The organism is Brevundimonas sp. UBA2416 (genome assembly GCF_002343105.1).
GTDB lineage: Bacteria > Pseudomonadota > Alphaproteobacteria > Caulobacterales > Caulobacteraceae > Brevundimonas.
This window is the reverse complement of sequence record NZ_DDRM01000015.1, coordinates 61,487-82,525: the sequence shown is the minus strand read 5'-3', so window position 1 is coordinate 82,525 and position 21,039 is coordinate 61,487. Positions and strand designations below refer to the sequence as shown.

Genomic DNA, 21,039 nt, shown 5'->3' with positions numbered 1-21,039 from the left:
GCCAGACCCAACCGGCTCCGGCCGCTGCGTCCCCTCACGCCGGCCATGACATGTCGACGATGGGCCAGACACAGCCGGCTCCGGCCGCCGCGTCCCCGCATGCTGGCCATGACATGTCGACCATGGGCCAGACCCCGCCCGCTCCGGCGATGCCGGCGGGGCACGACATGTCGGCTATGGGCCAGACCCAACCGGCTCCGGCCGCTGCGTCCCCTCACGCCGGCCATGACATGTCGACGATGGGCCAGACGCAGCCGGCTCCGGCCGCCGCGTCCCCGCATGTTGGCCATGACATGTCGACCATGGGCCAGACCCCGCCCGCTCCGGCGATGCCGGCGGGGCACGACATGTCAACGATGGGTCAAACCCAGCCCGCGCCGGCGATGCCCGCAGGTCACGATATGTCGACGATGGGCCAGACTCCCGCTCCAGCAATGCCGGCGGGTCATGACATGTCGACCATGGGCCAGACGCCGGCGGGCTACGACATGTCCGGAATGGCCATGCCGCCCGACGTCCCGACCAGCGCGGACAATCCGGGACGTCCGCCGGAAGCTCCCGCTCCGGCGGGCGCGACACGCGGGCCGACCAACGCCGCCGACCTGCTGTTCGACCCCGCTGAAATGGCGGCGGCCCGCGCCCAGCTCCGAGTCGAGCATGGAAACGTCCGCACGACGGCGGTCATCCTCGACCAGCTGGAAGCGACCTTCGGGGACGACGAGGAAGGCTACGCCTGGAATGCCCAGGGCTGGAGCGGCGGCGACATCAATCGCTTCTGGTGGAAGTCGGAAGGGGAGGGCGCTTTTGGCGGCGAGGTCGAGGAGGCCGAGATCCAGGCCCTCTACAGCCGGGCGTTCCGACCCTTCTTCGACTTCCAGACCGGCCTGCGGCAGACCTACCGGCCCGAAGGCGACCGGACAGATCTCGTCGTCGGCATTCAGGGGCTGGCGCCCTACTGGTTCGAGGTCGATGGAGCTGTCTTCCTGTCCAACAAGGGCGAACTGACAGCGCGGGGAGAGGCCGAATACGATCAGCGCATCACCAATCGCTGGATCGTCCAGCCCCGGGCCGAGGTGGTGCTGTCGGCGGAGGACATCCCCGAGCTCCGTATCGGATCTGGCCTGTCCTCGCTCCAGGTTGGGGCCCGGCTGCGGTACGAATTCCGCAAGGAGTTCGCGCCCTACGTCGGCGTGGAATGGACCAAGAGCTTCGGCAATACGGCGGACTTTCTGGAAGCTGACGGGCGAAGCGCGGAAGACACCCGGCTGGTCGTCGGCATTCGGGCCTGGTTCTAGCGAAGGCTGGCGGGTTCATCTTGGCGCCGGGCCCGCGCAGTCAACCAGCGGGGGGGCATGAGGATGCCCTCGCGTGGGTCAGTGCGCCACTATAGCCAGTGTCTTGCGCACGCTGGTGTCCGGCCGGGTGGAGTCCAATGACAGCGACTCGGCGAATCCGGGCCGTCGCTATCGATCTGGATGACACCTTGATCTCAGCCTATCGCCGCCCGGACCTGGCGTGGCGTAGGGTCTGTCAGTTGTACCAGACCGAGCTTGGCGACCTGGCTCCGGACCATGCGGCGCGGGCCCTGACGGAGGCGGGGCGGGCTTTCTGGAGCGATCCGGAAAGCCACGCCATCGGCCGCGGAGCCCCGAGGCAGGCCAGGCGCATCATCGCGGCCAAGGCCTTTGAGGCCCTGCGGCGCGACGGATGTGCGACGCCCTCTCCGGAAATCGCCGAACGCCTCGCCGACGCCTTCAGCCTTCATCGCGACCGGCAGATGCGGCTCGAACCCGGGGCGGACGCCGTGTTGGTCCATCTGCGGGATGCCGGATACCGGCTGGCGCTTCTCACCAACGGCGCCGGTCCCCTGCAGCGCGCCAAGATCGAGCGTTTCGGCCTGGCTTCGCATTTCCACCATATCCAGATTGAAGGCGAGGTCGGCGTGGGGAAGCCCGATCCCGCAGCGTTCAGGCGAATGTTCGCCGCCCTGGCCGTCGAACCGGCAGAGGTCTGCGTCGTCGGCGACAGTCTGGTATGGGACATTCGCCCGGCCATGGCGCTGGGCTGTTTCACAATTCTGTACGATCCGGAGGCTGGCGAAGCTGTCGGACGCGGTTCAGGGGACGCCCACGTCGTGGTCCGGACCTTGGCGAGCCTGGCGACCCATCTCCCCGGAGCGGCGAGGCCGCCTTGGAGCGAGTGATCGCGCCGGGTTGCGACCGCCCAGAGCCGACAATGCTCACGGCGGAGGGTGACCTCCGGCGCCCGGACCGGGAGGCGACGGAAGCCCATCCACGACGAAAAACGCCGCGCAGCAGGTTGCGCGGCGTTCCTCCACATCAGGCGTCGGCCCCCCAAGGGGGCGGGAGGCCGACTCCTCAGTGAACCATGAAACGGACGACGCCGTTCATCTGATGGCCGTCGGCGCCCTTCGCGGCCCAGGCGGCGGAATAGGATCCCGGCGCAAGCGCGGGCAGAGGCGCGGTGACGGTTGTGGCCGGCGGCGCCTCGGATGACACCACCACATCGACCGGCTGGCCCGCGGCGCCCGTCAGCCTGAGCGACGTCAAGGTCATGGCGTGCGGAAATGTCGCCGAAAACGCCGTCGGGGCGGCGGCCAGCATGGCGTTGTCCGCCGGCGCGGTGACGACGCCGTTGGCAGGCGCCTGCACGGCGGCGTGTTCCTGGGCTGCCACGCCGGCGTGCGAATGACTCTGGGCGTGGGCGAGTGAGACGGGAGCCAGCGCCGCCACGGCGGCGAGGCTGGCGAAGATTGAACGGTTCATGAGAAAGCTCCTGATGATTACGCGAACTATTGTTTGGGCGGCATGGTCATGCCGTCCATCTTCGACATGTCATGGCCGGCCATCGGATCGGCGGGCGGCGGCGTCGGAGCGGGAGCCGGCGCGGGCCGGGCCGCCGGGGCTTGCGGTGTCGAGGCCCGCGGGGCCGTGGCGGGCGCCGGCGCGGCGGCCTGCGGCTGCGGTGTCGGCTCGGGCGCAACCACCGGGGCGGCGTCCATCGGCGTCGCTGCCGAGGCGTCCGGCGCCGGCTGGGCCTCGACTGGCTGAGGTTCGGCGGCCGGCTGACAGGCGCCCAGGGTGAACGCCGCAGCGGCGGCGAGGATCGAGAGTCTCATGTGGCAAGCTCCTGAAGAAATGGGCGGCCGTCGAGCGAGAGTGAGCGACGCCTTCATAATGGAGTACGCGGGCGCGAGCCGCAGCCCTCGCCCGATGTGGATCGACCGGCCTTGGCTCCCGTAGGAATGCAGTGATCAGCGAGCATAGACGAACGGCCCGAAGCCTTCAGTCCGGAACGGCCCGAAAGGCGGCTGTGCCGCCCAGGGCCTCAGACAGCTTGCGACGGGCGCGCGCCACGCGGGTCTCTACCGTCTTTGTAGAGACGCCAAGCAGTCCGGCCGTTTCCGCCTGACTGCGTCCCTCAATCGTGGTGAGCAGGAGCGGCGCCTTGAGGTGAGGGGGCAAACGGCTCATCGCCTCGTTCAGCCGGGCGAGCCGGTCGTGGGCCTCCATCCGTTCATCCGCCGATTCGGCCCCGTCCGGCACGGACATGGCTTCCGGCGACGAGAGATCGACGCCGCCCCGGATGAGCCGTCGGACAAGACCGCGGCGGCTCCAGTCCCGGCATTTGTTGAGCGCGATGGTCCGGATCCAGGCCTCGAAGGGGCGCGTCGGATCGTAACGGCGGATGTTGATCCAGGCCGCCGCATAGGTCTCCTGCAACAGATCCCATGCCTCTTGCTCGTCGCCGACATAGCGCCGGATGAAGCGGAACAGCGTCGTCTTCGTCTGCCGCATCAACTCGCTGAAGGCCGCCCGGTCGCCCCCGGCGGCGCGGGCTGACAGGTCCGCTGAACTCTCCACCCGGACCGCTAGTCTTCGTTGGGCGCGAGAGCCGCGACGATGCGGTCGTCGAAGACCTCCGCCTGGGCCGGCGTCAGCACGGACCGCATCTCGAAGACGTGGGTGATGGTCTCCTTCTGCAGGGCGCCCATCGCGACGTGAAAGTGGTCCACCGCGGCCTGGACCTGGGGTCCGTCGCCATCACTCTGTTGGATGGCGCGCGCCAGTTCCAGATTCGCCGCGCGGATGTCGGCTTCGAGCGCGGGCCGGCGGGCGGCGAACCGGGCTTCGACGGCCTCGATACGGGTCAGCTGATCAGGCGAGAGCTTCAAGTCATGGTGGACGATGTCGTGCAGGGACGGCGGTTCGCGCCGGCTGAGCACCCAGCTGGCGCTGATCCAGGTGCCCGCGCCGCTGGCGACAGCCGCCAGCACGGCGGTCAGTGCGATCGCCCGCCAGCCGCGCATCACCGGCCGGCTTCCAGACGCACCAGGGGCGACAGACCAGCATCGACCGTGAAGATGGCCATATCCCCACGCGGTCGGGGAGCGGCGACCGCGCCGACGCCGCCCACGGTCAGGCCGGTGACCAGGGCCATGGCGACGGCGCCAAGGCGCAGTTGTTTGGTCAGCCTTTCGCCGCGAAGCGCGTCGACCCGGCGCCAGACGAGCGGCTCGAGCCCGTCGAGCGACCGACCGGCGGACACGGCCGCCGATCGATTCAGAAGATCATCAAGATTACGCGTCATCGAACACTCTCCTAGCGCCCCTAATCCCTACTACGCCGAAACGGGCGGAATCCCTCAAACGAGGGGACGGCTTCCCGGATGCGTAGTTAGCAGAAGGCACAGGATGGGAGAGAACAATGGCGATGCGCAAATTTCTGCCGGGGCTCGCCCTGGCGCTGGCGCTGTCAGTCAGCGCGCCGGCGTTCGCGCATGAGGCCCACGAGAAGGCCGCGGCGGCTCGCGCCCAGGTCGCCACGCCGACGGCCGCCGTTCCGGAAGGCGGCGTGATGGCCATGCCGGGCATGGCCCAGGACATGGACCACGGAGCCATGATGGCGGACGAGGCTCCCAAGCCCATGCCCCAGCGCCTGTATCGCTGGCTCGGGGCCATGCATCCGGCCGCGGTGCATTTCCCCATCGCGCTGTTCCTCGTCGCCGCCCTTCTCGAGATCGCCGCGCTGACGCTCCGCCGGCCGGTCCTGACCCAGGGCACCCGCGTCATTATCGCCCTGGCCGCGATCTCTGCGCTCGCCGCGGTGGCGCTGGGGTGGTTCGCCATGGGCCTCCCCGGCAAGGACGACGCGACCCACGCTTATCACCGGTGGCTCGGCACCTCGATCGCCGTTCTGGGCCTGTTGAGCTGGTGGGCGAAGGAACATTGGGTCCGCCGACCGGGACGCGGGCGTGAGCTGATCTACGTCGGCCTGTTGACGCTTACCGCCGCCGCCGTGATCGTCAACGGCCTGCTGGGCGGGATGCTGACCCACGGCGTGAGACATCTGATGTTCTGAGGGCCTCAAGGACACGCGTCGCCCGCCACATAGTTTTCCATCCACTTTTGCCGGACCAGGACGCTTTCGCGGCCGCGGCTAACCAGGAGCTTGATCCATGTCGTTTCGTTCAGCACTCGCCGGATCGGCGCTCGCCGCCGTCCTCGCCACCTCCGCCCAGGCCCAGACCCAGGCGCCCCACTCTCACGCCCCCGGCTCGGCCCACACCCCCGGCTCGGCCCACACCCCCGGCTCGGCCCACACCCCCGGCTCGGCCCACACCCCAGGCTCGGCACACGCCCCCGGCCATGCGCAAACCGCTGACGAGGCGCAGGTCCGAACCGTCGTCGCCGCCTACAGGGACGCCATTACCCGGATGGACGTGTCACAGACCCCGGCTCTGTTCTGGGAGGACTCGGCAATTTTCGAGAACGGCGGCGTCGAGGGGACGTTCGCCTATTACCTCGAGCACCATCTTGGACCCGAGTTTACCGATCTGGCGGGTTTCGAGTTTCGCAACCACCAGATGACAGTGGAGATCGACGGCGATACCGCATTCGTGAGCGAGACCTACACCTATCACATCACCTTCAGGGACACGGCGCGCGAACCGATCGAGCGTCGCGGCGTCGCCACAAGCGTCCTGCGCAAGCGGGGCGACGAGTGGAGGTTCGCCATCTATCACTCTTCGGCTCGGCCCTTGCGCCGGGCGACCTGAAGACGCGGAAACGGGTTGCCCGGCCTCCCGATCACCAGAGTAATGAGCCAATGATGACGTCGTTCTCGCGCCGCTCCCTTCTGATCCTCGGCGTCAGCGCCTTGGCAGCCGCGGCCTGCGCTCAAACCCCGCGTCCTTCGTCCGACCTCGTCGTCTACAAATCGCCCACCTGCGGCTGCTGCGGCGCATGGGTCGAACACATGACAGGGGCGGGGTTTCAGGCGCGGATAACCGAGGTGGCCGACCCCGGCTCGGTCCGCCGCACCCAAGGCGTTCCCGAGTCCTTGGCGTCCTGCCATACGGCCCTGATTGGCGGATATGTCCTTGAGGGCCATGTGCCGGCCGAGGATGTGCGCCGGCTTCTTGCCGAACGTCCGGAGGCCGTAGGTCTCGCCGTTCCCGGGATGCCGCTGGGGTCTCCCGGCATGGAGACGCCCGACGGGCAACGGGAGGCCTATGAGACCCTGCTGATCCTCAAGGGCGGCAGCACGCGCGTCTTCGCGCGTCACGGCCAGGCGAGGCGCGGGGCATGAAGGTTCTCAAGCTCTCCACCCAACTGCACAAATGGATCGCGCTGGTCGTCGGCCTTCAGGTGCTGTTCTGGGTCGGCGGCGGTCTGGTGATGACGGCCATGCCGATCGAGACGGTGCGCGGCGAACATCGCGCGGTCGAACTCAAGCCGGGTCCGCTGGAGCTCGGCGCGCTTCCGGCGCTCGACGAGATCGCGCGGCGCGCGGGCGTCGCCCCCGTTCAGGCGGAGCTGCACGCGACGCCGCGGGGACCCGCCTGGACACTGAAGCCGGCGACGGGCGAACCCGTCATCGTGTCCGCCGCGACCGGCCGACCGTTCGGGCCGATGTCGGCCGCCGAGGCTTCGGCCTTCGCCAAGGGCGCCTATCGAGGCGAGGCGAGGGTCTCGGGCGCCGTGCTCCTGAACACCGCGCCCCAGGAGACGGGCCGGACCGGACCGCTGTGGCGCGTCGACTTCGCCGATCGGGAAAAGACCTCCTTCTACCTGTCGCCCGCCACCGGCGAGGTGGTGACGCGCCGCTCGGGCGTCTGGCGGATTTTCGATTTCTTCTGGCGGCTCCACGTCATGGACTGGAACGACGGCGAGGACTTCAATCACCCCCTGATCATCATCACCACGGCCTTGACCCTGAGCATCGTCGTTTCGGGGTTCATCCTGCTCTGGATTCGGCTGGCGCGGGATCTGAAGGCGGCTCGGGCATCGCAGCGCGCTGTCCGGCGTGAGTAACGCGCCCCCGGATCGATTGACCGCCCGGCGCCCGGCCCGCCATCAGATCAGGCGGTGGGAGATTTCTGTCAGAGCCCGAAGGTCGGTCCCGAAGCGGGCGATTGAAGCCCGGTGCCGTTCCAGCTCCCCATAGGGAAGGTAACGCACGTCAAGGTCCGCGATCCGGCTGAAGGCGGGCCGCCGCAGCTGGGCGCGGACGTCGCCCTCGCGGCTGTCTGGCGCCACCAGGAACAGGCCTGCGGACGTATGGAGCTCGCCAGACAGGGCGAGGTCCAGCATGCGCACGACGCCGGAATAAATCGTGGTGGAGTGTTCGACCTCAAAGGCGGCTGTCACGCGATCCGCGCCGGCCTCCAGCCAGAGGACGTCGATGAGGCGGATCGACTCTGCACCCGCGCCGTTCGCCAGCGCCGCCGGCAGCTGGTCCAGACAGCCGTCACCGAGACGTGCCCCGGCATAAGGCCGGCTGCGGTCATTGGCGGCGATCCATACGCGATAGCCGAGCGCTCGCCCCAGATCCCGGATCCATGCCTGGATTTCGGTGTGGGTGCGATCAGTGTCGCGTTGCTGCAGCGCGGTCTTCTCGAACTTCACCGCTTCAGCCCGGGCTTCAGCCAGCCGCCGATCCCAGTCGCGGTCAGAGATATCTTCGCTTTCCAGGGGCGGGGCGGGGTATCGTCCTGACCCGATGTCGAAGAGGAAGCCCGCGATGGCGCCCAGGTCGTTTGACAGCAGGTCGCGATAGCGGGCGTTGAGTTCCAGAATTCCCTCTCGCATGGCCAGATAGTGCTCCCAGCTGCCCAGCTTCACTTTCGACCCGGTGATTGCGTTGTAGCCATTGACGATGGCGGTGTTGAACGGCGGGGCGTGCGTGGGATGCAGGAAGTAGATCAGGTTGGCCACGGCCGGCCCAAGGCCCTTGATCTTGAGCTGATCGATCGTGCGGATGCCGGACAGGATCTCGGCGCCGGTTGAACAGCAGCTGCAGTGATGCAGCAGACGGCCAAAGGCGCGCTGGTTCGGTGGGTTCTCGTAGATGTCGGGAATCCGGAGCTTGGGCTTCCACAGGAACGCGTGGTCGGCGCCCTTGAATATCTGGCGTTGTTCGGCGACCGAATGGACGATGGTCTCCAGCGACGAGCCACGATAGGCGACGCCGAACCGGCCCGCCTCGATCTCCTCGACGACCTGAGCGATGCCCCGGCGGATGGACCGGAAATTCTTCAGCCGTTCATCCCACAGGAACCACGTCCGATAGGTGGCCGAAGGATCGTCGCGCCACTGCTCGATAAGCTCTTGAAGTCGATCCGGCACGCCGCCCCCACAGAATTCCATCGCCGTCCCAGCCTAGTCAGATTGGTGCGGAAGCGCCACCGGCGCCAGGCGGGTGGCGGTTGGGCGCAGGGTCCCGACACTGGTCGCCTGGCAAGGGAGTCGCGCGCCAGCCGCCATGCCGACTTCGCCATGGTGATGGGCGTGACCGGAGCCAGGGCGCCATGACCGCGACCACGACCACGACGAGGAGCGCCAGAGCGAGCAGGGTTTCCATCAACAGGTCGCGCTTCAGACGTCCGACCGCGCCGGAAGTCCTTGGGAGTGTGATGGGCGCTGGCGAGATCCGGGGCCAGGTGGACGCGATTTGCGGCCGCCAGGATCAGCATGCGCGCGAAGATGACTAGCTTGCCCGCCAGCACGGGCCGATGCACGTCCGCCTTGGCATGGAAGTGGCGGCCGGCGACGCCTTGGCCAACGGTTCATTCATAAACGCCGGGCGAACTGGACTACGCCCTGGACTATGCGGCGTCGCATGGCGACCGGATCGAGGTCGAAGTCTGATGCTCCAAAGTCCCGGCCCGCGTCGCGCGGGCGGTGGCCGCGGCCACCAGGGCGCACGGCTCCGGGCAGGCCTGGCAGTGCGCCAGCATCTGCCGCCGCAGCGCGGCGCGGCCCCGGTGCACCCGCACGCCGACGTTGTTGGCGGTGAGGCGCATCTCGCCGGCGATAGCCGCCAAAGGGACATCTTCCATTTCCGCCTTGCGCAGCAGGCGAGCGGTTTCCGTCGGAAGCTCCGCGAGGGCCAGCGCGAGACAGTGCAGCGCGCGGTGGACGTCGTCGTCCGGCCCGTCCCCCTCGTCATATCGGGGCTCGGCGTCGAAGGCGTTCGTCAACCGGGCTCGAGCCGCGTTGCGGCGGTAACGATCGAACAGGGCGTTGCGCAGCGCGATCCCGAGCCAGGCGTCCACCTTGCCCGGGTCGGTCAGCCGGCCCGCCGCCAGGGTCACCTTGAGAGCGAATTCCTGCAGGACGTCCTCGGCGTCTTCGGGCGAGCGCAGCCGTTTGACAAGGTAGCGCAAATGCGTCGGACGATCCTCGCGCAGACGGCGCTCGACGAGGCGGCGAATTTCAGCCGCCGGCGTCGCGGAGGCGGTAAGCCGGGGGTATGTGGACAGTGTTCCCCGGCTGGAAGCGGTGACGAGGCTCTGTAAACTCATGGTTGGTCCCCTGCATGAAGTCAGGGAAGATTCCTGAGTAAGCAACGCCTAGATTTGTGCTGAATCAAGTGCCTAAAAAGATTCCCTTCGACTCCTGTTTTGTTGAGGGATACGGAGCGGCGATGCGTATAGACATCCGCTTCACCCGGTTTCCACCAGCCGATGTCGTCGGATGCCCCGCCCGCTCTTTCCGCAGAAGGTTCCCCGTCAAGCCAAACCGGCGCCGGGCGGTGAGGCGCATCAGCTCCGCCCCGACGACCTCACCGTCCGCCGCCGAACCGCTGGAGCATCTCCGGCTGGAGGAGCCGCTCTGTCCGCTGCGGCGCTCAGCGGGCCCCGGTCACCAGGGACAACGTGCTGCTGGCGAAGCTAGATCGGCGCCGCCCCTGACGTAGCGGGCTGCCGGGCGCCCATGCCGGCGCCGAGCCGCAGCCGTTTGAGCATCAGCGCGTTGACCGCCACCAGCACCGAACTGCCGGACATCGACAGGGCGGCGATCTCGGGGCTGAGGGTGAAGGGATAGAGCACGCCCGCGGCCAGCGGGAAGGCGATGACGTTGTAGCCGACGGCCCACCACAGGTTTTGATGCATCTTGCGCAGGGTGGCGCGTGACAGTTCGATGGCCTTGACCACGTCGGCGGGGTCGCTGCGCATCAGCACCACGTCGGCGCTCTCGATGGCCACGTCGGTCCCGGCCCCGATGGCGAAACCGACATCGGCCTGGGTCAGGGCCGGGGCGTCGTTGACGCCGTCGCCGACCATGCCGACCCTGTGGCCTTGGCCCTGGAGCTCCTTGATCTTGAGCGCCTTGTCCCCGGGCAGGACCTCGGCCAGCACGATGTCGATGCCCAGTTCGTCCGCGATGCGCCGCGCCGTGCCGAGGTTGTCGCCGGTGATCATGGCCACCTTGACGCCGAGGCCCTGCAGCCGGCGGATGGTGGCCCCGGCGGTCGGCCGCACGGCGTCGGCCACCGCGATCAGGCCGATGACGCGGCCGTCGCGGGCGATGTGGACGACGGTGCGCCCGGCGCCCTGCAGCCGTTCGGATTCCGCGGCCAGCTCGCCGAGCTCGACGCCGTTGTCGGCCATCAGCATACGGTTGCCGGACAGCACGGTGCGCCCGTCCACGGTCGCCCGCAGCCCCTTGCCGCCGAAGGATTCGAAGCCGGTCGCCGCCACTTCGGGGAGCTCCTTCGCCCGTTCCAGCACGGCCTTGGCGATATGGTGTTCCGACCCTCGCTCGAGGGCCGCGGCCGTGATCAGCAGGTCGGTCTCGTCCACCCCGGCGGCCGGGGTGACCTGGACGACCTTGGGCGCGCCGAGGGTCAGGGTGCCGGTCTTGTCGAAGACGATCACATCCAGCTTGACCGCATCCTCGAGGGCGGCGGCGTTTTTGATCAGCACGCCGTGCCGGGCTCCCAGCCCGGTGCCCACCATGATGGCCATGGGCGTGGCCAGGCCCAGCGCATCGGGGCAGGCGATGACGAAGACGGTGATGGTCAGGGTCAGGGCGAACAGCAGGGTCTGGCCCAGGATCCAGAACCAGATTCCGAAGGTGAGCAGGCCGATGACGATGGCCGCCAGCACCAGCCACTGGGAGGCGCGGTCGGCGAGCAGTTGGGCGGGGGCCTTGGAGTTCTGCGCCTCCTGCACCAGCTTGACGATCTGGGCCAGGGCGGTGTCGGCGCCCACCCGGGTGGCGCGGTAGCGGAAGGCCCCGGTCTTGTTGATGGCGCCGCCGGTCACGGCATCGCCGACCCCCTTCATCACCGGCAGGGATTCGCCGGTGAGCATGGATTCGTCGACCTCCGATCCGCCGTCCTCGATGACGCCGTCCACGGGGATGCGGCCGCCCGGCCGCACCACCACCCGGTCGCCGACCAGAACGGCGGAGGTCGGGACCTCGACCTCGACGCCGTCGCGCAGCACCCGGGCGGTGGGCGGCGCCAGGTCCATCAGCCTGCGAATGGCGTCCGAGGCGCCGGCCCGCGCCCGCATCTCGAGCCAGTGCCCCATGAGAATGAAGACCAGCAGCAGGGCCGAAGCCTCGTAGAAGTCCGGCGCGTCGTAGAGGAAGGTCGCTCCGACGCTGAACAGATAGCCGGTGCCGACGCTGAGCAGGACCAGCACCGCCATATTGAGCACGCCGCGACGCAGCGCCCGGACGGCGGCGATGTAGAAGGGCCAGCCGGGGTAGAGGATGGCGGCGCTCGCCAGAACGAACAGCAGGGGCTTCAGCGGCAGGCCGAACGGCGGCGCCACGCGCATGAAGTCCATGCCCATCGGGGCGAGGAAGAAGATCGGAACGGTGAAGCCGAGCGCGATCAGGAAGCGGTTGCGCATGTCCCGGGCCATGGCCTGCATGTCCATGCCGGGGCCGTGCCCCATCTCGGCCATGTCGTCGGGACCGGCTGCGGCGCCGTGCCCGGGGCGAGCCGCATGATCGTCGGGAGCGGCAGGGGGCGCCGGATGGCGGGGGTGCGCGGCGCGGGCGCCCACGGCATCCTCATGCGGGACGCAGACGTGTCGGGGCACGACCACGCCCCGGCAATGGAAGCCGCAGTCCCGCACCGCCTGTTCCAGTTCGGCCTGGCTGAGACGGGCCTCGTCGTAGCGCACCGTGGCGGTGGCCGAGCCGAAGTTGGCGGCGGCGTCCAGCACGCCCTTCAGACCCCGCAGGTGTTTCTCGATCACGAGCGGATCCAGCGGGGTGCGGAATCCGGAAACGTCGATGGTGGTGGTGCGCATCAAGAAGAACTCCGGTGAAAATCAAACTTCAGGCCGGGCGGGCCGGGACACGGGACCGAGTCGGGAGAGGAACGCCGGCGTCGCCCGCCGGTATCCGGCCCAGGCCGGGCCGAAGCGGGCGGCGGTTTCGCGCTCCTCCTCCACGGCCAGGCGCCAGTACAGGACAACGAGCGCCGGAAACATCGCCAGGGTGAGCAGCCTCGGCCACTGAAGCAGAACGCCGATCATGATCAGCACGAAGCCGGCCTACTGCGGGTGGCGGATGGATTTGCAGGGACCGGTCGTCGTCAGCCTGCCCTGGCGTTGGGCGCGATGAAGCACCGGCCAGGCGGAGATGAGCCAGAACTCGCCGCCTGAAGACCCGGCCGGTCCCGGGGGAATTGGAGGTCATGCGAGGCCCCTTCCGTTCTGAACACCGTCCGCCGTCTGACGCCTCACCCGACCGACCATTACCGACGCGGAAGGCCGACGGTCGTAAGACCCGCCGGTCGCCGGCGTCAGACCCTGGGCCATCAGGTCATTGTCCGATCAAGGATCCAGTCGTGGCATGCCGTTTATCCTCGCTCTCAACAGCGGGCCTCGACCTGCAAAATCGGCGTCTTGGCCAAGGGGCCGGGCGGACTGGCGCCCTGTCTGCGCGGCCGGATCGAGACGCACGCCGCGGGGCCCCCGGCTGGCGCGATCGTGTCCGACGAAGCCTGGGGGGACTTCGGCGCCGGATCTCCTCTCCCGGCTCGAAGCGCGGCTGGCCCTTTGCGCACAGCCGCCGTCGCGGGCGGCTTTCCGAGGGCGTAAGCAATCCTTCCACCCGGCGTCTTCAGGATCAGCGCATCGAAACAGGCGAGCGCGTCCGGAGGCAGGATGTGAGGATTCAGGGGCGACGGTTGACGGTGCTGGTGGCCGTCGGACTCATTCTGGTCGCCGCCGGCTCCGCCGTCGCCTTCTGGCGGCTGCAGCCCGCTCCGGCGCCGGCGCAGGTCATCTACGGCAGCGGGCGGATCGAGGTCGACGAGGTGCGCGTCTCGTTTGAGCTGTCCGGCCGTCTGCTGCAGAACCACGCCCTGGAAGGCGCCCCGGTTCGGGCCGGAGCCCCGCTGGCCTCCATCGACCCGTCCGACGCCCGTCTGCTCATGAATCGCGCCGCCGCCCAGCGCGCCGCCGCCGGGCAGACCGTGGCCCAGGTGAGCAGCCAGATCGATCTGGCCCGCCATCACGCCGCTTCGACCCGGGCGGATCTGTCGCGCTATGAGGCGCTCGCGCGTGAGGGCTATGTCACGGCCCAACGCCTCGACGTTGTCCGCAACGCCCATCAGGCCGCCGTGGATCAGATCAGCCTGCTTGAGGCGCGTCGCGGCGAGGCCGTCGCCCAGGCCGAGGCGGCGTCCCAGACCCTGGCCCTGGGCCGCTCGCAGCTGGTCAGGACCCATATCGCCTCGCCGATATCGGGGGCGGTGCTGGAGCGTCTCGCCGAGCCCGGCGAAGTGATCGTCGCCGGCCAGCCCGTGGTGGTGCTGGCCAACCTGTCGCGGGTGAGGCTGCGTGTCTTCGTTCGGGAGCCGGACCTGGGCAAGGTCCGCCTGGGGGCTCCCGCCAGGCTGCGGGTTGACGCCTTTCCCGGCCGGGATTTCCCGGCGCGCGTGGCCCGGGTCGACGCCCAGGCCCAGTTCACCCCCCGCGACATTCACATGCAGGACGAACGGGGCCGGACCGTCTACGGGGTCACTCTGGAGGCTGAAAATCCGGACGGGCTGCTCAAGCCCGGCATGCCGGCCGATGCATGGATTCTGTGGGACGCCTCCGCCGGCTGGCCCGACCGTCTCGCCGTGCCGGAGTAGGGGGATGGCCGAGGCTGTCGTCGAGGCCCACGGACTGGGGCGCCGATACGGCGCCCGTAGCGTGCTGGAGAACATCGACCTCGACGTCCACGCCGGGCAGGTGTTCGGCGTGGTCGGCCCCGACGGAGCGGGCAAATCCACCCTGCTGCAGATGCTGGCCGCCATCCTGCGCCCGAGCGCGGGGACATGCCAGGTTCTGGGGCGCGACGTCCGGCGCGATCCGGCCGGGGTGCAGGCGCGGGTCGGCTACATGTCGCAGGGCTTTTCCCTGTACGATCGCCTCACCGTCGCCGAAAACCTGGCCTTCGCGGCGGACATCCGCGACGTCACCGGACCGGAGCGGGCCGTGCGCGGCGCCGAGCTGCTCCGCATGGCCGGGCTGGACCGCTTTCAGCACCGCCGCGAGGGACAATTGTCGGGGGGCATGCGCAAGAAGCTGGCCCTGTGCGCCAACCTCATGCACGAGCCCCCGCTGCTCATCCTCGACGAGCCCAGCCTGGGCGTGGACCCGCTGTCGAGACGGGAGCTGTGGCGAATCCTCGACCGGGCGCGAACCGAGGGCCGGACGATCGTGTTCGCGACCTCCTACATGGACGAGGCCGACGCCTGCGACCGCGTCCTGCTTCTGCGGGATGGAAAGCCCCTCGCGCTTGGAGCCCCGCAGGAGTTGCGACGCGACGTGGCCGGGCAGGTCTACAGGATCACCGGTCCGGCCCTGGACCGGATCGAGGCGGCGCTCGAGACCGACGTCGGCGTGATCAGCTTCCAGCGCCGCGCGGGCCGGGAAGTGCGAGCGCAGGTCCGGGACGGGTCGAGGCTGGCGCCGATCGAGGCGGCCGTGGCGGAGGCCGCCGTTCCCACCATGGAGGACGTGTTCACCTTCGCCTCGGCGCCCCCGCCCGCGCCGCCTGGCGCGGCCTCCGCCGCGCCCCCGCAGCCGCCGCCGCCGCGCATCCGGAATGACGTGATCGTCTCGCGCGGCGTCAGCGTTCGGTTCGGGGATTTCAAGGCTGTGGACGATGTGACGATCACGGTCGCCGAGGGGGAGATCCTCGGCCTGCTCGGCCCCAACGGCGCCGGCAAGACCACCCTGATCCGCATCCTGTGCGGGCTGCTCTCGCCCGGGGAGGGGACCGCCGAGGTGGCGGGGTTCGACGTGGCGCGCCAGAGCGAGGCGGTGCGCGCGCGCATCGGCTACATGTCCCAGCGGTTCTCCCTCTACCCCGACCTGAGCGCGCGCGAGAACCTGACATTCTTCGCGCGCGCCTATGGCGTGCCCCGATCCGAACTGCGCGGCCGAATCGCCTGGGCCAGTGCGCGCGCCAGTCTCGAGGACGCGGGGGAGGGCGCGGTGCGGGACCTGTCCGGGGCCACGCGCCAGCGGCTGGCGCTGGCCTGCGCCATCGTTCACCGGCCCAGGGTGCTCTTCCTCGACGAGCCGACCTCCGGGGTCGACCCCCTGTCCAGATTCCGGTTCTGGCGCCTGATCGCGGCCCTGGCCGCCGACGGCGTGGGGATCGTCGTCACCACCCACTACATGGAGGAGGCCGCGTTCTGCGATCGTCTGGGGCTGATGATGGACGGCCGGCTCATCGCCCTGGGCCCGCTGACGAGGCTGGCCGACGAGCTTGGACTCGTGACGCCCGATGTCGAGGCGGTCTTTCTCGGCTTCATCGAGCGCGAACGCACCGGGCAGGGGAGGGCGGCGTGAAGGCGCGGCGCGTTCTGGCCTTCGCCCGCAAGGAGGTGCTGGAGATCTCGCGCGACCGCTTCACCATGGGGGTGGCGCTGCTCATGCCCCTGATGATGCTGTTCCTGTTCGTCTACGGCATATCGCTGGATGTCGACCGGGCGCCGCTGATCGTGGTGGACCATGACCGGACCGCCGCCAGCCGGGAGCTGCAGGCCCGGTTTCTCAACTCGGGATATTTCATCCTCCAGGCGGCGCCGGAGGACGAACGATCGGCCGAACACGCCCTGATGCGCGGGACGGCCCGGGCGGCCCTGTTCATCCCGCCGGGCTTCTCCGGCCGCCTTGGACGCGGCGAGGACGCGCCCGTGCAGTTCGTGGTCGACGGCACCTACGCCAGCACGGCGGCGATCCTGTCGGCCTATGGCCGGGCCATCCTCCACGCCTATCCGGAGGAGGTGCGCCTTCCTCTCAGGCCCGAGGTGCGCGTCTGGTACAATCCGCAACTGCGCAGCCGCAACTTCATCGTACCGGGCCTGTTCGCGGTGATCCTCATGGCCTTTCCGCCGTTGCTCACGGCGCTGGCCGTGGCGCGCGAAAAGGAGCTGGGCACCATCGCCCAGATCTACGCCTCGCCCCTGACCGGGAGCGAGTTCATCGCCGGCAAACTGCTGCCCTACGCCGTGATCGCCTATGCGGAACTTCTCCTCGTCGTCTTTGGCGGGGTAGTCTGGTTCGAGGTGCCCGTACGGGGAAGCGTGGGGCTGCTTCTCGCCGTGGGGCTTCTCTACGTTCTTTGCACGGTTTCCATCGGACTGCTCGTCTCCACCCTCGTGCGCACCCAGCTGGCCGCCATGTTGACGGCCCTGATCGTGACCCTGATGCCGGCCTTCCTGTTTTCCGGCTTCGTCTATCCGCTCTTCACCATGCCGCCGGCGTTTCAGGCCTACGCCTCAGCCCTGCCCACGCGGTATTTTCTCGAGTTCTCACGCGGGGTCGTGCTGCGGGGCGCGGGGCTCGGGGACCTCTGGCCCAACGTCCTCGTGCTGGCAGCCTATACCGCGACGGTGTTCGCGCTCGCCACCTGGCGGTTCCGCAAGAGGATCGCCTGATGCTGTCCGGCCGTCTCGCGGGATTGATCACCAAGGAATTCGCCCAGTTTCTGCGCGACCCGGTGATGCTGTTCGTGGTGATCTTTCTCTACACGGCCGAACTGGTCATGTGCACCATGGCCCTGGGTTTCGACGTCCAGCATCTCAAGCTGGCCGTGGTCGATCACGACCGCTCCGCCGTCAGCCGCGCCCTGATCGAGGAATTGACCACGGGCGACAATTTCGTGCTCGCCGATCAGTTCACCAGCCTGCGCGAGGCGGAAGACCGGCTGCGGCGCGGCGCGCTCGACGTGGTCGTCGAAATACCGCCGCGCATGGGCGCCCGGCTGGCCGCCGGACGCCCGGCGTCGTTCGGGGTCGTGGTCGACGGATCCAACGGCAATGTCGCGGCGCGCGCGCGCGCCTATGTGATCGAACAGAGCGCCCGCTTCGTGGAGAGCCGGCGTCCGGCCGGGGATCGGCGGGCCGCCGTCCGGCCGGAAGTGCGGGTCTGGTACAATCCGGACCTGACCAATACCCGGTTCATGGCCCTGTCGATGCTGGCCCAGGCCGGTCTGATGCTCGGCGTGGTCCTGCCGGCGGCCGCGATCGTTCGGGAAAAGCAGGAAGGCACGATCGAGCAACTTCGGGTTACTCCGATCCGCGCCCACGAATTGTTCATCGCCAAGATCACGCCGACCCTGGTGATCTGCACCGGCGCGGTGTTTCCCGCCCTGGTCATCATGACGCTGATGGGCGTGCCGATGCGGGGCGACGTGTTCATCCTGCTCGGTCTCACGGTCGTCTACCTGCTGAGCGCCGTCTCGCTCGGCACCTTTGTGGGCGCCATCACCCAGACGCTGCAGCAGGCGATGCTCGTGGGCTTCTTCGGCCTGTTTCCGCTTCTCTTCCTGTCCGGGAGCATCGCCCCCATCGAGAGCATGCCGCCGTGGCTGCAAACCGCCTCGCTGGCCAGTCCCCAACGCCACTATGTCGAGATTGTATCAGGGCTGTTCCTGAAGGGCGCGGGACTGGCCGAACTGTGGCGCCAGGCGCTGGCCCTGGCCGCCATCAGCGGCGCTATGTTCCTCAGCGCCTGGCTGGCCTTCAGGCGCCGCTGGTAGGACCGGGAGGGTCCGAAATGAAGATCGTGATTTTCGAAACCGAGCAGTGGGAGGCGGCCGCCTGCGCCCGCCTCGCCGGGCCCCATGCCCTGGCCTGCACTCCGGAACCACTCCGCCCGGACAACGTCGCCCGCTTCGCCGATGCGGAGGTGATCAGTCCCTTCGTCCATTCGAACCTCGGCGCCGCCGTTCTGGCCCGCATGCCCCGGCTGCGGCTGATCGCCACCCGATCGACCGGATACGACCATGTCGATCTCGCCTATTGCCGAGAGGCCGCGATCACCGTTTGCAATGTGCCGGACTACGGCGATCATACCGTCGCCGAGCACGCCTTCGCCCTGCTGCTGGCCTTGTGCCGACATATTCCGGAGGCGACGGAGCGGGTGCGCCGGGGCGATGTCCGGGCGCGGGACCTCCGCGGGGTGGAGCTTACGGGAAAGACCCTCGGCGTGATCGGCGCCGGCCGGATCGGTCGCCGCGTGCTCCAGATCGCGCGCGGCTTCGGCATGCGGACGCTCGCGTCCGACCCGTCTCCGGACGCCGCAGCGCGAAAAGATCCCGACTTCCACGCTGTTTCATTGCCGGAGCTTCTCGCCGCCTCGGACGTGATTTCGCTGCACGCCCCGGGCGGCTCCGGCCTGCGCCTGTCGGATCCGGAGTTTGCACTCATGAAGACCGGCGCCCTGCTCATCAACACGGCGCGCGGCGGAGCCGTCGATCCCGCCGCCCTTCTTCGCGCGCTCTCGTCGGGCCGGCTCGCGGGCGCCGGCCTCGACGTCATCGCCGAGGAGCAGGCGTTTGGCGATGAGGCGGAGATCTTCCGGCAGGACGCCCAGGTCGACCCCGCCCGGCTGCGCGCCTTGCTGGCGGATCACGCCCTGGTTCGGCTGCCCAATGTCCTGGTCACGCCCCACATCGCCTACAATACCCAGGAGGCGGTCGACAGGATCATCGAGACCACCCTTGGCAACATCGAAGCCTATGCCGCGGGCGCGGCCCGGAACGTGGTGACGGCGGTCACGCCGGCCTCACCATCGCCGGGGGGGCCGACCTGAGCGTCGTCGGACATGCGGTTCCGACCGCCGGAGCCGCATCCTTCCGCGCTCGCCGACACCCGCTTTCGCGATCAGTCCGGCGCCGCCGTAAGATTTCACGCGCGCCTGCGTCTGTCGGAGAGCCTGCCGGCCGTCCGCCGGTCCATCGGAGGTTCTCGTGCGACTGATCGTGCCGCTGCCTGGAAATGAGGCCTTCGCCGAACGGCTCGCCACGGCCGGCGGGTTCGAATTGGGCCGTCTCGAAACCCGGCGCTTTCCGGACGGGGAGAGCTACGTCCGTCACCTCTCGAATATGGCGGGGCGGACGGTTGATCTGGTCTGCAGCCTGGCCCGCCCGGACCCGGGCTTTCTGAGCCTGCTGTTCGCCGCCGAGGCGGCGCGCGATCTCGGCGCGGCGCGGGTGAGCCTGGTCGCGCCCTACCTCGCCTATATGCGCCAGGACCGGCGGTTCAAGCCCGGGGAAGCGATCACCTCCCGTCCGTTCGCGCGTCTGCTCTCCGGGGCGTTCGACCGACTGATCACGGTGGACCCTCATCTCCACCGCTATCCGGATCTGGCGGCGCTGTACGCCATTCCGACCGCGACGCTGCATGCGGCGCCCGTGCTGGCGGACTGGATCGCGGCCGAGGTTCCGGATGCCCTGATCATAGGTCCGGATGAGGAGAGCGAACAATGGGTCGCGGCCGTCGCCGCCAGGGTGGGAGCCCCGCACATCGTGTTGCGCAAGATCCGCCGGGGCGATCGCGAGGTCGAGATCGTTCTGCCCGATCTCGGCGCCTGGACCGGCAGACGGCCTGTGCTGATCGACGACATCGCCTCCTCGGGTCGGACCCTGATCGAGGCTGCGCGACGGCTGCAGGCGCAGGGCCTGAAGCCCCCGGTCTGCGTGGTCGTGCATGCTGTGTTCGCCGATAACGCCTTCGAGGAACTGGCCCGGATATCCGATCAGGTGGTGTCCACCGACAGCGTGCCGCATCCGAGCAACGCCATCTCCCTGGCGCCGCTGCTGGCGTCGGCGCTGCGTGAACCTGACGCAGCGGGGCCGGCCCGCCGCCGCCGGTCCGATTCCGGCGCCGGGACCACCGAGGGTCCGGGATGAACATCTCGCAAGGGAGAGGCGAATGAGACGCGGACAGTGGAACCTGGTTCGTTCCCACTTCATCGGCGCCCGGAGGCTCGCCCCGGCGAGCTTGCGGCACGGCCGCAGACCCCTCTCGTTCGGAATGTCAAGCCGGGGTTTGAGCGGAGCGGTCGCCGTCTTGACACGCCGGAGAGCGAAGCGGAACGTCGATGGCATGTGGCGCATCGTTCGCACGCTTTTGTTCGCCCTCGCCCTGGCCGGCTCCATCGGCCAGGCGTCGGCGTTCGCCGCGCCCCAGCGGCCGGGCGTGACCGCAGACGCCATGGCCGGGATGCCGGATTGCGCCGAAATGATGATGCGGGCGGGAGCCGAAGGTCCGGCGCCCTGCGATGACTCCGGGCCCCACTGCCTGGGCCTCGCTGCCTGCGCGGCAGTCGCGGTTCCTCTTCCGTCCGACGCGGGCGTCACGGCCCGGCCGTCGGCGCCGCATCGCCAGCAGGTCGCATTGAGCGCCGACGACACCCGTGCAGGGGAGCGGCCGACGCCCCTGGGCGACCCTCCCAAGACTCCGGCATAGCCCGACTTCG

22 protein-coding genes are annotated in these 21,039 nt (G+C 69.1%); 13 read left to right on the top strand and 9 right to left on the bottom strand.

Features of this window, described 5'->3' with window-relative positions; translation table 11 throughout:
* Nucleotides 1–461: 461 nt before the first annotated feature.
* Both B3E43_RS04470 and B3E43_RS04465 read left to right on the top strand, forming a co-directional pair.
* Nucleotides 462–1,295, top strand: coding sequence for a copper resistance protein B (locus tag B3E43_RS04470; RefSeq protein ID WP_292027003.1), 834 nt, complete (start codon nt 462–464; stop codon nt 1,293–1,295).
* Nucleotides 1,296–1,432: 137 nt separating this feature from the next.
* A complete protein-coding gene (locus B3E43_RS04465) occupies nt 1,433–2,203 on the top strand; it encodes an HAD family hydrolase (protein WP_292027001.1) in 771 nt (256 codons plus the stop codon).
* Nucleotides 2,204–2,378: 175 nt separating this feature from the next.
* Here the strand turns inward: B3E43_RS04465 and B3E43_RS04460 are convergent, their stop codons facing one another.
* From B3E43_RS04460 to B3E43_RS04440, 5 genes are all read right to left on the bottom strand, one after another.
* Nucleotides 2,379–2,786: a copper resistance CopC family protein gene (locus B3E43_RS04460; protein WP_292026998.1), complete on the bottom strand. Its 408-nt coding sequence runs from the start codon at nt 2,784–2,786 to the stop codon at nt 2,379–2,381.
* Nucleotides 2,787–2,812: 26 nt separating this feature from the next.
* Nucleotides 2,813–3,139, bottom strand: coding sequence for a hypothetical protein (locus tag B3E43_RS04455; RefSeq protein WP_154725686.1), 327 nt, complete (start codon nt 3,137–3,139; stop codon nt 2,813–2,815).
* 166 nt (nt 3,140–3,305) lie between these two features.
* Nucleotides 3,306–3,884: an RNA polymerase sigma factor gene (locus B3E43_RS04450; protein ID WP_292026994.1), complete on the bottom strand. Its 579-nt coding sequence runs from the start codon at nt 3,882–3,884 to the stop codon at nt 3,306–3,308.
* Nucleotides 3,885–3,892: 8 nt separating this feature from the next.
* Complete coding sequence (locus B3E43_RS04445; protein WP_414631341.1) at nt 3,893–4,330, bottom strand: Spy/CpxP family protein refolding chaperone; 438 nt, start codon at nt 4,328–4,330, stop codon at nt 3,893–3,895.
* Nucleotides 4,330–4,611: a hypothetical protein gene (locus B3E43_RS04440; protein WP_292026990.1), complete on the bottom strand. Its 282-nt coding sequence runs from the start codon at nt 4,609–4,611 to the stop codon at nt 4,330–4,332. Before B3E43_RS04440 ends, B3E43_RS04445 begins: the two co-directional genes overlap by 1 nt.
* A gap of 122 nt (nt 4,612–4,733) precedes the next feature.
* Here B3E43_RS04440 and B3E43_RS04435 point away from each other — a divergent pair, with 122 nt between their 5' ends.
* The 4 genes from B3E43_RS04435 to B3E43_RS04420 all read left to right on the top strand — a co-directional run bounded on the left by B3E43_RS04435 (nt 4,734) and on the right by B3E43_RS04420 (nt 7,336).
* On the top strand, nt 4,734–5,381 hold the full coding sequence (locus tag B3E43_RS04435) for a DUF2231 domain-containing protein (protein ID WP_292026989.1): 648 nt from the start codon (nt 4,734–4,736) through the stop codon (nt 5,379–5,381).
* A 97-nt stretch (nt 5,382–5,478) separates the two neighbouring features.
* Complete coding sequence (locus B3E43_RS04430) at nt 5,479–6,078, top strand: YybH family protein (RefSeq protein ID WP_292026987.1); 600 nt, start codon at nt 5,479–5,481, stop codon at nt 6,076–6,078.
* A 53-nt stretch (nt 6,079–6,131) separates the two neighbouring features.
* Nucleotides 6,132–6,611 carry a DUF411 domain-containing protein gene (locus B3E43_RS04425; RefSeq protein ID WP_292026985.1) on the top strand — a complete coding sequence of 160 codons (480 nt, stop codon included), beginning with the start codon at nt 6,132–6,134 and terminating at the stop codon, nt 6,609–6,611.
* Nucleotides 6,608–7,336 carry a PepSY domain-containing protein gene (locus B3E43_RS04420; RefSeq protein WP_292026983.1) on the top strand — a complete coding sequence of 243 codons (729 nt, stop codon included), beginning with the start codon at nt 6,608–6,610 and terminating at the stop codon, nt 7,334–7,336. The genes B3E43_RS04425 and B3E43_RS04420 overlap by 4 nt, the downstream gene beginning before the upstream one ends.
* A 42-nt stretch (nt 7,337–7,378) precedes the next feature.
* Here the strand turns inward: B3E43_RS04420 and B3E43_RS04415 are convergent, their stop codons facing one another.
* The 4 genes from B3E43_RS04415 to B3E43_RS04400 all read right to left on the bottom strand — a co-directional run bounded on the left by B3E43_RS04415 (nt 7,379) and on the right by B3E43_RS04400 (nt 12,813).
* Nucleotides 7,379–8,671 carry a type II restriction endonuclease gene (locus B3E43_RS04415; RefSeq protein WP_292026981.1) on the bottom strand — a complete coding sequence of 431 codons (1,293 nt, stop codon included), beginning with the start codon at nt 8,669–8,671 and terminating at the stop codon, nt 7,379–7,381.
* Between the two features lie 458 nt (nt 8,672–9,129).
* Nucleotides 9,130–9,828, bottom strand: a complete 699-nt coding sequence (locus B3E43_RS04410) for an RNA polymerase sigma factor (RefSeq protein WP_292026979.1) — start codon at nt 9,826–9,828, stop codon at nt 9,130–9,132.
* A gap of 369 nt (nt 9,829–10,197) precedes the next feature.
* On the bottom strand, nt 10,198–12,576 hold the full coding sequence (locus tag B3E43_RS04405; protein ID WP_292026977.1) for a heavy metal translocating P-type ATPase: 2,379 nt from the start codon (nt 12,574–12,576) through the stop codon (nt 10,198–10,200).
* A gap of 21 nt (nt 12,577–12,597) precedes the next feature.
* Nucleotides 12,598–12,813, bottom strand: coding sequence for a methyltransferase family protein (locus B3E43_RS04400; RefSeq protein ID WP_292026975.1), 216 nt, complete (start codon nt 12,811–12,813; stop codon nt 12,598–12,600).
* A gap of 626 nt (nt 12,814–13,439) precedes the next feature.
* On the opposite strand from B3E43_RS04400, the gene B3E43_RS04395 reads away from it, so the two are divergent.
* From B3E43_RS04395 to B3E43_RS04365, 7 genes are all read left to right on the top strand, one after another.
* A complete protein-coding gene (locus B3E43_RS04395; RefSeq protein WP_292026974.1) occupies nt 13,440–14,411 on the top strand; it encodes an HlyD family secretion protein in 972 nt (323 codons plus the stop codon).
* 4 nt (nt 14,412–14,415) lie between these two features.
* Nucleotides 14,416–16,122: an ATP-binding cassette domain-containing protein gene (locus tag B3E43_RS04390; RefSeq protein ID WP_292026973.1), complete on the top strand. Its 1,707-nt coding sequence runs from the start codon at nt 14,416–14,418 to the stop codon at nt 16,120–16,122.
* The gene (locus tag B3E43_RS04385; RefSeq protein ID WP_292026971.1) at nt 16,119–17,213 is read left to right on the top strand and encodes an ABC transporter permease; all 1,095 of its coding nucleotides are present in this window, start codon (nt 16,119–16,121) and stop codon (nt 17,211–17,213) included. Before B3E43_RS04390 ends, B3E43_RS04385 begins: the two co-directional genes overlap by 4 nt.
* The gene (locus B3E43_RS04380; RefSeq protein ID WP_292026969.1) at nt 17,213–18,316 is read left to right on the top strand and encodes an ABC transporter permease; all 1,104 of its coding nucleotides are present in this window, start codon (nt 17,213–17,215) and stop codon (nt 18,314–18,316) included. The genes B3E43_RS04385 and B3E43_RS04380 overlap by 1 nt, the downstream gene beginning before the upstream one ends.
* A gap of 17 nt (nt 18,317–18,333) precedes the next feature.
* The gene (locus B3E43_RS04375) at nt 18,334–19,371 is read left to right on the top strand and encodes a hydroxyacid dehydrogenase (RefSeq protein WP_292026968.1); all 1,038 of its coding nucleotides are present in this window, start codon (nt 18,334–18,336) and stop codon (nt 19,369–19,371) included.
* A 157-nt stretch (nt 19,372–19,528) separates the two neighbouring features.
* Entirely contained in the window at nt 19,529–20,470 is a 942-nt protein-coding gene (locus B3E43_RS04370) for a ribose-phosphate pyrophosphokinase (protein WP_292026967.1), read from the top strand.
* Between the two features lie 196 nt (nt 20,471–20,666).
* Entirely contained in the window at nt 20,667–21,029 is a 363-nt protein-coding gene (locus B3E43_RS04365) for a hypothetical protein (protein WP_292026966.1), read from the top strand.
* Nucleotides 21,030–21,039 lie beyond the last annotated feature (10 nt).

Excerpts from the sequence above, each read along its gene's own strand:
- B3E43_RS04470 (WP_292027003.1), top strand. The coding sequence starts at position 462 with ATGGGCCAGACGCCGGCGGGCTACGACATGTCCGGAATGGCCATGCCG.
- B3E43_RS04465 (WP_292027001.1), top strand. The coding sequence starts at position 1,433 with ATGACAGCGACTCGGCGAATCCGGGCCGTCGCTATCGATCTGGATGAC.
- B3E43_RS04460 (WP_292026998.1), bottom strand. The coding sequence starts at position 2,786 with ATGAACCGTTCAATCTTCGCCAGCCTCGCCGCCGTGGCGGCGCTGGCT.
- B3E43_RS04455 (WP_154725686.1), bottom strand. The coding sequence starts at position 3,139 with ATGAGACTCTCGATCCTCGCCGCCGCTGCGGCGTTCACCCTGGGCGCC.
- B3E43_RS04445 (WP_414631341.1), bottom strand. The coding sequence starts at position 4,330 with ATGCGCGGCTGGCGGGCGATCGCACTGACCGCCGTGCTGGCGGCTGTC.
- B3E43_RS04440 (WP_292026990.1), bottom strand. The coding sequence starts at position 4,611 with ATGACGCGTAATCTTGATGATCTTCTGAATCGATCGGCGGCCGTGTCC.
- B3E43_RS04435 (WP_292026989.1), top strand. The coding sequence starts at position 4,734 with ATGCGCAAATTTCTGCCGGGGCTCGCCCTGGCGCTGGCGCTGTCAGTC.
- B3E43_RS04430 (WP_292026987.1), top strand. The coding sequence starts at position 5,479 with ATGTCGTTTCGTTCAGCACTCGCCGGATCGGCGCTCGCCGCCGTCCTC.
- B3E43_RS04425 (WP_292026985.1), top strand. The coding sequence starts at position 6,132 with ATGACGTCGTTCTCGCGCCGCTCCCTTCTGATCCTCGGCGTCAGCGCC.
- B3E43_RS04420 (WP_292026983.1), top strand. The coding sequence starts at position 6,608 with ATGAAGGTTCTCAAGCTCTCCACCCAACTGCACAAATGGATCGCGCTG.
- B3E43_RS04415 (WP_292026981.1), bottom strand. The coding sequence starts at position 8,671 with ATGGAATTCTGTGGGGGCGGCGTGCCGGATCGACTTCAAGAGCTTATC.
- B3E43_RS04410 (WP_292026979.1), bottom strand. The coding sequence starts at position 9,828 with ATGAGTTTACAGAGCCTCGTCACCGCTTCCAGCCGGGGAACACTGTCC.
- B3E43_RS04405 (WP_292026977.1), bottom strand. The coding sequence starts at position 12,576 with ATGCGCACCACCACCATCGACGTTTCCGGATTCCGCACCCCGCTGGAT.
- B3E43_RS04390 (WP_292026973.1), top strand. The coding sequence starts at position 14,416 with ATGGCCGAGGCTGTCGTCGAGGCCCACGGACTGGGGCGCCGATACGGC.
- B3E43_RS04380 (WP_292026969.1), top strand. The coding sequence starts at position 17,213 with ATGCTGTCCGGCCGTCTCGCGGGATTGATCACCAAGGAATTCGCCCAG.
- B3E43_RS04375 (WP_292026968.1), top strand. The coding sequence starts at position 18,334 with ATGAAGATCGTGATTTTCGAAACCGAGCAGTGGGAGGCGGCCGCCTGC.
- B3E43_RS04365 (WP_292026966.1), top strand. The coding sequence starts at position 20,667 with ATGTGGCGCATCGTTCGCACGCTTTTGTTCGCCCTCGCCCTGGCCGGC.